General features: G+C 63.0%; 10 protein-coding genes. 2 read left to right on the forward strand and 8 right to left on the reverse strand.

Going from position 1 to position 12,116, the window contains the following annotated elements:
• Positions 1-114 precede the first annotated feature (114 nt).
• The 3 genes from BLU35_RS23150 to BLU35_RS23160 form a co-directional block, all read right to left on the reverse strand.
• The gene (locus BLU35_RS23150; RefSeq protein ID WP_093234644.1) at positions 115-960 is read right to left on the reverse strand and encodes a response regulator; all 846 of its coding nucleotides are present in this window, start codon (positions 958-960) and stop codon (positions 115-117) included.
• A gap of 184 nt (positions 961-1,144) precedes the next feature.
• Entirely contained in the window at positions 1,145-2,218 is a 1,074-nt protein-coding gene (locus BLU35_RS23155) for a cyclic nucleotide-gated ion channel (protein WP_058323465.1), read from the reverse strand.
• Between the two features lie 141 nt (positions 2,219-2,359).
• Positions 2,360-2,770, reverse strand: a complete 411-nt coding sequence (locus BLU35_RS23160) for a GFA family protein (RefSeq protein ID WP_093234664.1) — start codon at positions 2,768-2,770, stop codon at positions 2,360-2,362.
• 189 nt (positions 2,771-2,959) lie between these two features.
• On the opposite strand from BLU35_RS23160, the gene BLU35_RS35710 reads away from it, so the two are divergent.
• Together BLU35_RS35710 and BLU35_RS23170 are read left to right on the forward strand one after the other, a co-directional pair.
• Positions 2,960-3,376: a nuclear transport factor 2 family protein gene (locus BLU35_RS35710; protein ID WP_057254051.1), complete on the forward strand. Its 417-nt coding sequence runs from the start codon at positions 2,960-2,962 to the stop codon at positions 3,374-3,376.
• A gap of 156 nt (positions 3,377-3,532) precedes the next feature.
• Positions 3,533-4,942, forward strand: a complete 1,410-nt coding sequence (locus tag BLU35_RS23170) for an adenylate/guanylate cyclase domain-containing protein (RefSeq protein WP_058323463.1) — start codon at positions 3,533-3,535, stop codon at positions 4,940-4,942.
• 179 nt (positions 4,943-5,121) lie between these two features.
• Here the strand turns inward: BLU35_RS23170 and BLU35_RS23175 are convergent, their stop codons facing one another.
• From BLU35_RS23175 to BLU35_RS23195, 5 genes are all read right to left on the reverse strand, one after another.
• Entirely contained in the window at positions 5,122-5,883 is a 762-nt protein-coding gene (locus tag BLU35_RS23175) for an MBL fold metallo-hydrolase (RefSeq protein WP_093234645.1), read from the reverse strand.
• Between the two features lie 191 nt (positions 5,884-6,074).
• Positions 6,075-7,625 (reverse strand): caspase family protein, encoded by a 1,551-nt coding sequence (locus tag BLU35_RS23180; protein WP_093234646.1) that lies wholly within the window; start codon positions 7,623-7,625, stop codon positions 6,075-6,077.
• Positions 7,626-8,069: 444 nt separating this feature from the next.
• On the reverse strand, positions 8,070-8,348 hold the full coding sequence (locus BLU35_RS23185; protein ID WP_176907382.1) for a hypothetical protein: 279 nt from the start codon (positions 8,346-8,348) through the stop codon (positions 8,070-8,072).
• 167 nt (positions 8,349-8,515) lie between these two features.
• Positions 8,516-11,329 carry a mechanosensitive ion channel family protein gene (locus BLU35_RS23190; RefSeq protein ID WP_502688172.1) on the reverse strand — a complete coding sequence of 938 codons (2,814 nt, stop codon included), beginning with the start codon at positions 11,327-11,329 and terminating at the stop codon, positions 8,516-8,518.
• A gap of 126 nt (positions 11,330-11,455) precedes the next feature.
• Positions 11,456-12,016, reverse strand: a complete 561-nt coding sequence (locus tag BLU35_RS23195) for a DUF924 family protein (RefSeq protein WP_058323460.1) — start codon at positions 12,014-12,016, stop codon at positions 11,456-11,458.
• Positions 12,017-12,116: the final 100 nt, after the last annotated feature.

A 12,116-nucleotide genomic window follows, 5' to 3' on the forward strand; every position in this document is an offset into this window, starting at 1 on the left:
CCGCTCCTGCTGGGGCGGATTGAAGACCGATCGGATTGCAATTTCGTTAATGGAGCAACCTGCGCGCGGGATTTCGCGCAGATTGCCACAAAATTTTGGGGATTATTTCTCGTATCAGGCCGAAGATTGCGCCGGAACCCTAACCTTTTCGCTGAGGGTGCGGATCTTGGTCAGCGTGTCCAGGTTCTGGTTGACGCGGCAGTAGAATTCCTCATTGACGAAGGGGCGGACGATGAAGTCGTTGCCGCCCGCTTTCAGGAAACGCGCCGACAAAAGCCGGTTGGTGGAGGACGAGACGCCGATGATGCGCAGCTGATGCGGCCCGTAGGAACCGCGGATGCGCCGCGTCAGCTCGAATCCGTCGATATCGGGCATGTTGTAGTCGGTGATGACAAGGCCGATATCGGGATTGCTCTTGAGAAGTTCGAGCGCGGCTGCGCCGCTGTCGGCCGAGCTGGTGCGGAAATTGTAGCGCTTCAGCTGTGTCGTCAGAAGTGCGCGCGCCGTCGGGCTGTCGTCGACGATCAGCACGTGGTGCTTGTGGTTGGTGAGGAAGCGGCAGACCGATTCCGCCAACATGTCGACGGCAAAGACGCTATCCTTGATAACGTAGTCGACGATCTCCTTGGCGAGGATCTTTTCGCGCGTCGACTCCTGGAACGAGCCGGTAAAGACGACGGTCGGCACGCTCATGTCGATCAGATAGTTGAGCGCCTCGCCGTTCTCCGCCCCCGGCAGGTTGATGTTGGAGATGGCGAGCGACGCCGGAAAAGTCGCGTTTTCGACCGCGAACTGCAAATCGTCATAGTCGCGGCAGACGATGACATCGATGTCGAACAGCTCTTTCAGCCGCTTCGAAACCATCGACGAGAAGAGGTTGGAGTCCTCGGCAAGCACGATACGGTGCTGGGCAAGGGATTCGCCGGAATAATACATTCCGGAAATGCCAAAAAACGACATTGAACGCCTATGTAAAAGAGTGTCCCCCTACAGCGCCCAAGCGTTCTTCGTGCCCGCAAAGTCACTGTAACTTGCAGCCGTCATGCTAGAGGAGAAAGGCTTTCTCTCGTGTTAATGAGCAACCGACGAAATGACGAGGTCGCGTGCCGGCATGACACGAGGGCCGCCGGATCCCACCATCCCGTCAATCCCTGGACGTCCCGCCACGCCGCGCCTCCGCCGTCTTGCGGATGACTTCGGCGATCTCCGGATTGCTGCTCGACAGCATCTGGAAATCCTCCGCATAGAGCGACAGCAGCGAGACCTCCGTGGCTGCGCTGACGGTCGCCGAGCGCGGCTCGCCCGTGATCAGCGCCATTTCGCCGAAGAAGCTGCCGGGGCCGAGTTCGATCGGTGTCGGCGAAGGGGTCGTAATGCTGACGCGGCCCTCGACGATAAAGAACATCTGGTCGCCCGCCTCGCCCTTGCGGCAGATGATGGCACCCGCCGGGACCACCCGCGGGCGCAGTGCCCGCACGATCTCGACGAAGGCGGCCGAGCCGAGCTTCTGGAACAACGGCACGGCCGCAACCAGCTGCCAGTTGCGCACAAAATCCTGGCGGCGCACCTCCTCGAAAAAGCCGGTGGCAAGAATGCCGGCCCACAGCGCGAAGATGCCAATGCCGCACATCATGACGAGGCCCGCCAGCACCCGACCGGCAAAGCTCATCGGAATCTCGTCGCCATAGCCCGTGGTCGAAAGTGTCACCACCGCCCACCACATGGCCTGGGGAATGCTGCCGAACTTGTCCGGCTGGATATCGCGCTCGATGAGATAGGCAAAAAGCGATGCGCCGAAGAGAACGATGCCGAAGACCGAGGTGACACCGACGAGATTGGGTGCCGCCCGCGCCACCACCCGGCCAAGCAGCCGGAAGAAGGTGAAATGACGCAGCGGCTTCAACAGCCAGATACCGCAATAAAGGCTCTGGTCACGCGGGCCAGCGAGAAGAAATCCGGCAAGCGGAACCACGACGGCAAGCAGATCGATGATGAGTTCGGGCGTCCGCCCGCGATCGTCCTTCGCCCGCTGCCGCATCACCGTATCGGCCAGTTGCAGAACATAGATGGCCCAGATACCGGCAAGCACAAGCTCCAGCGACAGCTTGGCCGTCAGGCCAATATCCCGCGCCGTCAGCGCCGCGACCGTAATAAGCCCCGCCGCCGCCAACAGCCCGTTGAGCGGCGCGGAGATTTTCAGGAAAGGCCGTGCCGACATTCACTCCCCCAGCGACCCGCGCTCTCAGGCGATACCTCGGCCCGACATGCCAGCAGCGCAGTAACGCTTTGATCTTAAGCACAATTCCATCGATGAATCGACGCTTAATTAAGGGATGACAGATTGATGGTGACGCGCGCTCTAGTAGCGCGTGTCGACCGGCCCTTCGTCGGCTGCCCGTTCGCGATCCTGCTGGTACTGTTCGGCCCCCTCGACCGGCCTTAGCCATGGCTCGCGCCGCTTGATCCAGAGCTCGTAGCTCGGCTTAAGCGAGGTCGGCGCGTCGGACAGGATACCGAGCTTGACCTCCGCCTCACGCGCATCGACCGAAAAAACCCGCGACCCGCAACCGGGACAGAAACACCGTCCCTGAAACTCCGACGTGTCGCCGGTACGTTCAAATTGATCCGCGGGCCAGATGCCATAGAAGGTGAAGGCCGAACCGCTTTCCTTCCGGCAATCCATGCAATGGCAGATACCGACGCGCAGAGGTTCGCCACGAAGCGATACTTGCACCTGGCCGCAGAGGCATTTTCCCGAGAAGATCCTCATGTGTCTCATCCTGCTTCGCAACTGCTGGATCCGGAAAACGACAGAGGCGGGTGTTGGGTTCCCGCGGGGCGGTTCGGCTTCGATCTCACGCGGTCGCGCAAAAAATGCGCGCTATGCGGCGAGGTCTTTTTGGTCGGAACCTTTGTCCGTCCCATGGCTTCTGCAAATTGTAAACGGAGGAATCAAACCATGGCCCATGCCGACGAACAGGAGATCATCGATCTCGAACAGGAATTCTGGCGAACCATCCTGGAGAAGGATACCGAGGCGTCCGTGGCCATGCTGCCCGAACGGTCGATCGTCGTGGGGGCGCAAGGGGCGGCCATTCTTACCCGCGATGACTATCGCAGGATGGCCGACCAGGCCGAAGGTTCCTGGAAGCTCAACGCGTTTCGCCTCGACGACGTCAGCGTCATCTTTCCGCGCGAGGACGTCGCCGTCATCGCCTACACGGTGACGGAAGAGATGGAAGTCGAGGGAGAGCCTTTGACGATAAAGGCGGCCGACGCCACCACCTGGATCCGCAAGGACGGTGGATGGCTGGCCTCCCTGCACACGGAATCGGTGCTCGGCGATCCCTTCGGCCGCGACCGCAAGGCGGCGTAGAGCACGCGATCGACCCATGTGCGGCGAGGCTATTTCAGCCTTGTCGCCAAGGCGGATTAAAGTGGCGGGAAAGCCGGCCAGGGCCAATCTCCGGCACGCGAACCCACACCGACAAACCGGCTGCCCCGCCGGCTCTTTTCAGTGTAGGATGCAATCATGAGTGACGCTCAGCCTCTCTTCGACATGCTGCGCCAAAACGTGCAGCCTGACATCGCCGGCGTATTGGAGCGATTTGTCCGGGAAGCGCCGGACCGCAAGCTCTGCCGCGTCAATGCGCTCGCCTTTGCCGCCGAACATCGGCTGGACGAAGAAAAGGTCATCGCCGCCTTCCTGCATGCCTCACGCCTCGGGCTCTTCGAGCTGTCGTGGAATGTGCTCTGCCCCGGCTGCGGCGGTGTACTTGACAGCAATACCTCGCTGAAGACCGTGCAGAGCGACACCTATACCTGTTCGCTCTGCGCCGCCGGCTATGAGCCGACGCTCGACGAGATGGTGGAAGTGACCTTCACCGTCAACCCGCGGGTACGCCACATCGAGGCCCACAACCCGCACGAGCTGCCGCCGCTCGAATATTTCCGCCAGATCTACTGGGGCTCCGGCATAGATTTGCCGGAGGACGACTACGAGGCCCAGGTCGACGATTTCATGATCGAGGCGCTCGAACTGCCGCCCGGCGAAAAGGCGGTGATCTCGCTGCAGATGCCGGCGGAATTCATCATCGTCTTCGAGCCGGTGACCCATGCCGCGCAATTCATTGACGTCAAGGGCGAGCCGACCAAGGAACGGCGGACGCTGTCGCTCGTCTTCGATCGCGGCCATCGCCACGACGAGGCGTTGACCATGCAGCCGGGTCCGCTGCGCATCCAGGTGGAAAACCATACGGATGTGCGCACCCTGCCCTCGGTCTGTATCGCCAATGACACCCTGCACGATATTCTCGGCCGTCGGCGTCCGTTCCTCACCGCCAAGCGGCTGCTTTCCAACCAGACCTTCCGCGATATCTACCGCACCGACACGATCGACGTAGACCAGCGGCTGAAGATCACCAGCCTCACCTTCCTCTTCTCGGATCTGCGCGGCTCCACCGAACTTTACGAGCGGGTCGGCGATCTCGCAGCCTTCGATCTGGTGAAGACCCATTTCAGCGCAGTCAACGAGATCGTTGCCGCCGAGGCGGGCGCCGTGGTCAAGACGATCGGCGACGCGGTCATGGCAACCTTCCCGACGCCAGACCGAGCGGTTGCGGCGGCCATGCGCATGCGCGAGGCGATGCGACAGCTCAACGAGGACCGGGGCTCCGAGGATCTGCTGTTGAAAATCGGCATCCACGAGGGGCCGTGCATCGCCGTCAACCTCAACGAGCGCCAGGATTATTTCGGCCAGACGGTCAACATCGCTTCGCGCGTCCAGCATCTCGCGAGTTCGCGCGAGATCTTCGCCACCAGCTCCGTGCTCGACGACCCGCGCACCTCCGGCCTGCTCAGCGACCGCGGCCTCAATCCGCAGTCGCACAATGTCGCTCTTCGCGGCATCACCAACGAGATCAGTATCTTCTCGATCCCGTAAGCTCGTCCGGCCTTCTGGATCGCCGCAATTCCGGACGGAAAACCGCTTCACACTTTTCCTGGAATTTGCTTGGAATCGCCGCAACTCCGGACGGAAAACCGTTTCACACTTTTCCTGGAATTGCTTGGTATCTCCGCAATTCCGGACGCAAAACCGCTTCGCACTTTTCCTGGAATTGCTTAGACCACCGGCGGTATCAGCGTCAGCACGTCGCCGTCATCAGGGATCACCAGCTTCGTCAAGGGGATGCCATGGGCATCGGCTGCTACCCGCAGCTCGCTTCGGCTGACCGTCGCGTGATCCAGCGCCTCCATGTGCGTTGCAATGACGGTGCTGTTTTTCGCCGTCTCGCAGACCTTGATCGTCTGTTCGGCATCCATGACGATGAGATCGCCATTAAACTTCGCGCCGCAGGAATGGGTGACGATGATGTCAGGCTTCGTTTCGCGGATCGTCTTCTCGATCGCCGGATAGAAGACCGTGTCGCCTGCCCAGTAGACCGTCGGCTCGCCCTTCGCCTCAAGGCTGAAGCCGATGACAGGCCCCATGTCCTGGACGACCGGACCGAGCCCATGGCTGCCGTCACGCCGGGTCAGCGTCAGCCCCTGCCAGCTGGCCTTGTCGGAAAGCGGCGTGACGTCGCGAAAGCCGGCGGCGCGGATCGCCTCCTCGTCGCCCGGCTGGCAGAGGATCGGCAGCCCCTTCGGCACCCGCTCCTTGGCGGTGTAGTCGAAGTGATCCTCATGCAGATGCGAGATGATGACGAGTTCGACACCGGCCAGGATGGTGTCGATATCGACCGGCAGCTCGACCGTCGGATTGGGCGAGCGCCCGGCAAAGGACGGCAGGCTGTCTTTCGGCCCGAGAAAGGGATCGATGAGCACGGTATGGCCGGCATAGTCGAGCTTGAGCGTGGCGTTGCGGATAAGCTGGAGTTTCATGGGGAGTCCTCCCTTGCCGGAAAGCGGTGACGGATGTCGCCGTGATCCTTGCTGAGGCGGCGGTAAAATCAAGAGCCGAAATTTGCCCTCTGCCACGCCGCCAAAGGGCGCGCAACGGCGTTCGGCCGGCGGAGCTGAGACGCTCCAGCCAACGCCGGCAGCGTACGGATCGCCGCTTGCCACACGCAGCTTCACCGCCAGCCACAATCCCAGGGCTGGCCCCTTGCCGCCCGGTGACAGGCGAAGGCGCGACCGCAGGAATGCGTGGCGGTAATCGTCGTCCTGCCGCGGCCAGAGCCGCGGGAAAACATCTGCCGGAAGGCAACGTCCGCATTGTCGGGGCAGCCGGCATAGCTCTTCTTTTTCAGCTCGGCCGGCGGGCTGATCGCTCGCGTGCCGGTGCTCTTCGCCGGTGTCTTGGCGGTGCCCTGGGTCGCACTCGGCTCGGGCAGTTTGGCCTCGCGCCGGATCGTCACGCAGCGGCCGTCTTTTGCCTCCTGGTTTCGCGCGCAGGCAAGCGGGCATATCCGCGCCTTCTCGGCCTTCAGGCGTTCGAGCACGTCGCTGGAAGGTTCGAGCGTCGCGAGTTCAGCCTTGCTGTGCCTGGCAAATGCCTCCAGCGCCTTGCGGCTGCCGGCGCCCCACAGCCCATCCTCGCTGCCGGCCCGACAGCCGAGCCGGTTCAGCTGCTGCTGGATCGATCGGGTCAAGGCGCGATCGTCGGTACCCGCTGCGGCTGCGGCCGGATCAACGGCCGCCACGGCCTGGCCGGCGGGCACGTCAGTAACTGTTGCCGGGGCGGAGACCCGCTCGATGATGCGGATCTTGGCCTTCGCCAGGGATGCGAAAGCACCATCGGGATATTGCTGCAGATAGGCGTCGAACAGATCGCGCTCCGTCCCATCCTTGATCGTTTCCCAATAGGCAAGCTCAGCAGTCTGGTCCGTCGCCGGCTCCCTGACCGACGCCGGTTGGCCGCCATCGGCAGGCTTCAGCACCACCTCGCCGGTCAGCGAGGAATTGTCCCAGGGCACCTGCTTGCCGCCGGTTGCCGCAAGAACGTCGCGGCGCACCTCGATCAGCTCGCGGGTGATGTCGCGTCCCGGCTGGCCGAGATGCTTGAGCAGCGCCGATGTAAAGGGCGAGTTTCGCCCGCTGCCGTCGAGCGCGACATTGCCGGGCTGGGTGGCAAAGGCGATCAGCGTGCCGATGCCGGTGCCGACCTTGGCAAGTCCGCGGCCGACCGAGGCCGATCGGGTGCCCATGGAGCGGGCGAGATTGACCGCGAGCGGATTGTCGCGACAGGCATCAAGCAGCACGACATTGACCCTGGTGCTGCGCTCCATCGCCGACAGGATCAGGTTCATCGGCACCGCCTCGAAATCGAGATCGACATGGGAGGCGAGCTTGGCGTCGACAGGGGCAAGATAATTTTCGCCGTCCACCTGAAGACCATGGCCGGCATAGTAGAAAAGCGCCAGATCGGCGCCATCGAGACGGTCGACGAAATCGCGCAATACGCGCCGCACGCCCGAGAGGTCGAGATCCACACCGGTCACCACCTCGAAGCCGAGCCCTTCGAGCTTGGCCGCCATGTCGGCAGCGTCATTGCCGGGATTGGGCAACGCCGCCACATGCTGATAGGCGGAATTGCCGATGACCAGCGCCACGCGCTTCTCGGCAAACGCTTGCGTGGCGCAAAACACCAATAGGACGGCCAAGGCGATGCGAAGGAATGGCATGGTTCCCCTCCCGCAATACGCGAACGACCGTGGCGAGCAACGTCGGCCGAACAGCCGAGCGTGCTACCGGGCATGGATCGTGTCAATGCGCTTCGAAGGGATGGCAAAGGCATTCGCCGGACCACCCTGTCTCTCGTCGTATTGACGGGCGGGAGTGCCGGTTCATTCGCCATCCAATGGGATTGGCGCGCCGTGATTAGCTGTGGGCGCCAATGCATTCCGCTCTCAAGTGGAAACATTGAGAGCGGAAAACTGCTCTCAAGAGCCAGAGCGTCTTTGTGCGTTCGTCTGAAACTGCGGCGCTATAGAGCGTCCGAGTGGAATCACTTGAAGCGGAAAGATGCTCTACGATCAAAGTACTAGAGCGTCCTTTGCGCGTTCGTCTGAACGCACGGCGCTCTAGGGGCGCGGAAGAGTCCGCGCCCTTCAGTGGCTGGTTTCCGGTTACTTCACCACGACATTGCCGTTGACGATCTCGACATTCTCGTCGCCCTGCAGGCCGATGCGGTCGCCGCTCGGCGCCGTCACGAAACAGCCGCTCGGGCAGATCATCTCCGTGGCGCCTGCGGCGATCGCCACTTCCATGCGGCTTTCGCCCTCGACGACGACCAGAACGGCGGTCTCGCTGTCCTTGTTCGTGACCGTCGCGGCACTGGCCGCGCCTGCCATAGGCGCGTAGGCCACCAGTACGCCGGAAAGCAAAGCAATCACGGATTTCTTCATTGCCCATCGGCGCGCGAAGCGCCGCCCTCTCGCCGAGCCGGCCGCCCCGTCGGTTTCGCGACGCTGCGCCGGCCACCTCTTCAGCCAATGACAACGTAATCGGTCACCAGAAGAATTGCATGCTTTTTATGGCACGCCGGCTGAATAGCGGCTGAACGCTCCGTTTATCAGCGGTTCGGGTTTGCGCGGCGGCTGGCGGTTCGGCGACTGCCCGTTTCTTCTGCCTCGCGTTCCTCGTTGAGCGGCGCTGCGGAAGCAGCCGGTTTGCCTGAAGCCGTCGCCTTGGCCGACGCTCTTGCCTCGGCGGAGGTGGCGCCCTTCGGTTCGCCCACCTCTTCCGGGTGGTGGCTTTCGATGCCGGTCTGGTCCTCGACCGGCACGTCCTCGATCTTGACCGGGAACGGCTCGCCGATCCGCTCGTCGCGGAAACGCTCGTAGATCGACACGCGCAGGTCGTTGCGCACGCCGCCGCCGGTCAAGACGTCGGCGACGTAAATCCGGAGCTCGAAGGTCATGCGCTCGTCGCCAAAGGCAGTAAAACCGACGGTCGGCGAAGGGTTCTTCAAGACCATCGGATGGGCGGCGGCGATCTCGGACAGCAGTTCCATGATCCGGCGCGGATCGCTGGCATAGGTGACGGTGACGGCGATTTCGGAGCGGCCGAGCTTGTTGCGGTGCGTCCAGTTGCCGACCGAGGCGTTGATCAGCAGCGAGTTCGGCATCATGATCGACTGATGCTGGAAGGTTTCGATCTCGGTCGCGCGTACCGAGATGCGCTTGACGAAGCCTTCCGTCGTGCCACTGACGATCCAGTCGCCCACCTTGAACGGCCGCTCGACGAGCAGGATCAGGCCCGACACGAAATTCGAAACGATGTTCTGCAGACCGAAACCGACGCCGAGCGAGAGAGCACCGGCGACGAGCGCGAGGTTGGAGAGATCGATGCCCGCTGCCGAGAGGCCGATGAGGCACGCAAGGCCGACGCCGGTATAGCCGATGCCGGTGCGGATCGAGTTGCGCACGCCGGCATCGACCCGGCTTCTCGCCATGATGTTGCCGTCGATCCAGCGCTGCACGAAGCGGGTGACCGCAAAACCGAGCGCGAAGAACAGGACGCCCGCGAGGATGCCGACCAGCGAGATGGTGATCGAGCCGATCCTGATCTCGGTCACCATCCGGTAGGCCCAGGACTCGATGTCGGCGACCTGGAAGCCCCACTGCAAGAGGATCAGCGGGATGAAGACCATCACGACCAGGGCATAGATGCTGAGGCCCGCGGCAAGACCGATCTGGTCGAGCGCCACCTGTTCCAGATTGTAGCGGCGCTCGAGATAGCGCCCGGCCGCCGTCTCGGCAAACGCACCCTGCTTGGCCACGGCCCGGCCGGTGAGAATGCCGATATACATCGTCACCAGGATCGCGCCGGTGATGATGATCTGCGTGGCGATGAAGCGGGCGAGACCGACATAGCCGGAGACGGCCGCAATGATCAGCAAGGCCCCGGTCGCAAGCAGCGCGAACGACACCAGCCGCGGCCAGGCGCGGCCATGAGCATCGAAGGACTCGTCCTTCCTGAGCGTCGGCTTGATCCAGGCCGACGCCATGATGATGAGGCCGATGACGATGGAGGCGATGTAGCTCTTGACGACGGTGAGGACCACCGGCGAACCGAGCGCCTCGCTGACGCCGCCGAACAGGTAATCAAGACCGTTGACCAGCGCCATGGCGAAGATCGCGATCATCAGCATCCTGGCGCCGCGATCGGAAACCCTGACGAGCCGCCAGCGCGCATCGCGCGGCGACAACACCGCCTGGGCGAGCCTTGTCACGAAGAACACCACCACTGCCACCCCGAGCGTAATGGCAATGATCGGTGCGATGTCGGAGCGCAGCACGTTGAAGCCACGCAGGAACAGGAAGCTTGAAATCGCGAAGGCGGCCGAGGCGATCGTCGGGATCAGCGTGGACCAGAAGGCGACCGACAGGCGGCGGAAGTAGCTCGGTTCCTCATCGGTAATGTCATGCTGGATCAGCGGGCGAAAGAGCCTGCGGCTGCCGGCAAGGAACACGAGCGCCGCCAGCAGCGACAGGAACAGCGCCGTCAAAAGCGGCACGCGCTTGTAGTTCCAGGCAAAGCTCAGCCAGCTCCCGACACTGCGCGAGAGCACGCGCGTTTCGTCCGCCGTCGCCGTCAGAGCGTCGTCGAACATGCCGGTCGAGACTTCGGTGTTCTTCAGCAGCGTGTTGGAAAACAGCGCGCGCCTTGTCGCGGTAATGGTGTTGGAAAGCTTCGTCGCCTGGATCGAAAGACCCTCGGCCTCGCCGGTGAGCGCGTTGATGGCGCCGCGCTCGGCCATCAGCCGTTTGCGCTCTGCGGTCACGATGTCGGCTTCGGGCGGCTGTCCCTCGGCCGGCGGATCGCCGAGTTCGGTGAGCCGCCCCTTGATTTCGTCGAGGCGCGGCCGGGTCGAGACCGACACGCCGATGATTTGCTTGGCGAGCGCGTCGACCTGAACCTTGAGGTCGGCAAGCACGATGTCGTCGTCCTTGGCCTTGTCGACGAGGTCCGTCAGCCGCTTGAGATCCTCGGCGGCCTTGGAAAGCTGATCGGCCGCCTGGCTCTGGGCCGGCGGCGTGGCATCCGCCGGCACCGCCTCGCCGGCCGGCGGTGTTGCCGTCTGCGCCGGTTGGGTGGCCGTCGCGGCCGGCTGGGTGGCTGCGCCGGGTGTCGCGCCGCCGGGTGCCGCGCCCTTGTCAGCGGGCTGCGCACCATCCTGCGCGGGTGCCGCCGCTTTCCCAGCTGGTTGCGTTGCGGTCTGGGCCGGCTGAGCCGGCGTCGCCTTCTGCTCTGGCTGCGCTGCGCTCTGGGTCGTACCTTGTGCCGGTTGCGTCGTGCCTTGCGCCATGACCGGGCCGGCGGCGGCAAGCGCCAGCAGGCAGACGAGAATGGCAGGCAATTTTCCGACAGAACGCAATTTCATGATCCTTGCAGGTTGAGACCATGGTGCGGAATCGCGTCAGTGGTCGTCACAATGCGGTGTGAATACGAAAGACGGCGGAAAGATGCAAAAGACGCCGCCAATTGCGCTCCACCGCCGGATTTTTCGTCAGAAACCGGCGCCGGGCTGTGCCAGATAGGCAAGCTCGGCGTCTGTCGAGACGCGGGCCAGGAGGGCATTTCGGTGCGGGAAGCGGCCGAATTGTTCGATCACCTCGCGGTGGCGGATGGCATAGTCGAGATAGTCGGCATCGCCGAGTTCGGTGAAAAGCTTCACCGACATGGTCTGGTCGGTCAGGTTTTCCGAATGCTCGAACGGCAGATAGACGAAGGCGCGCGCTTCCGGCTTGATCGCCATGTCGGCACCGATGCCGACGGCAAGCTTCGCCTCGTGCAGTGCCAGGCAATCGGTCGCGAAGGCAAGCGGCGTGCCGCGATACATGTTGCGCGGCATCTGGTCGAGCAGGATGATCGCCGCCAGCCGGTTCTCCGGCGTTGCCCGCCAGATCTCGCTGACCCCGCGGGCAAGCGCCAGGTGCGATGCCTGGAAACGACGAATGCAGGCCTTATCCAGTTCGCCGCTCATCGTGAACCAGTCGTCATAGGTGAGCTCGCCGAACCAGAAATTCAAAACGTCATCCGGCGTGCAGATTTCAACTTCGTTCGTCATTTGCTCCCTCGCACCGCTCTTCTGCCGGTCCTGCCCCTTTCGAGGCCTGATCGGCAGCCATGCATGCGCTAAAACATAGGCGCGAACCGGCCCATTTCCA

Origin of the sequence: Sinorhizobium sp. NFACC03 (genome assembly GCF_900103435.1) — a bacterium.
Classification (GTDB): Bacteria; Pseudomonadota; Alphaproteobacteria; order Rhizobiales; family Rhizobiaceae; genus Ensifer.

What these genes read in the sequence shown, in the direction of transcription:
- BLU35_RS23150 (WP_093234644.1), bottom strand. Translation starts at nt 960, where the DNA reads ATGTCGTTTTTTGGCATTTCCGGAATGTATTATTCCGGCGAATCCCTT.
- BLU35_RS23155 (WP_058323465.1), bottom strand. Translation starts at nt 2,218, where the DNA reads ATGTCGGCACGGCCTTTCCTGAAAATCTCCGCGCCGCTCAACGGGCTG.
- BLU35_RS23160 (WP_093234664.1), bottom strand. Translation starts at nt 2,770, where the DNA reads ATGAGGATCTTCTCGGGAAAATGCCTCTGCGGCCAGGTGCAAGTATCG.
- BLU35_RS35710 (WP_057254051.1), top strand. Translation starts at nt 2,960, where the DNA reads ATGGCCCATGCCGACGAACAGGAGATCATCGATCTCGAACAGGAATTC.
- BLU35_RS23170 (WP_058323463.1), top strand. Translation starts at nt 3,533, where the DNA reads ATGAGTGACGCTCAGCCTCTCTTCGACATGCTGCGCCAAAACGTGCAG.
- BLU35_RS23175 (WP_093234645.1), bottom strand. Translation starts at nt 5,883, where the DNA reads ATGAAACTCCAGCTTATCCGCAACGCCACGCTCAAGCTCGACTATGCC.
- BLU35_RS23180 (WP_093234646.1), bottom strand. Translation starts at nt 7,625, where the DNA reads ATGCCATTCCTTCGCATCGCCTTGGCCGTCCTATTGGTGTTTTGCGCC.
- BLU35_RS23185 (WP_176907382.1), bottom strand. Translation starts at nt 8,348, where the DNA reads ATGAAGAAATCCGTGATTGCTTTGCTTTCCGGCGTACTGGTGGCCTAC.
- BLU35_RS23190 (WP_502688172.1), bottom strand. Translation starts at nt 11,329, where the DNA reads ATGAAATTGCGTTCTGTCGGAAAATTGCCTGCCATTCTCGTCTGCCTG.
- BLU35_RS23195 (WP_058323460.1), bottom strand. Translation starts at nt 12,016, where the DNA reads ATGACGAACGAAGTTGAAATCTGCACGCCGGATGACGTTTTGAATTTC.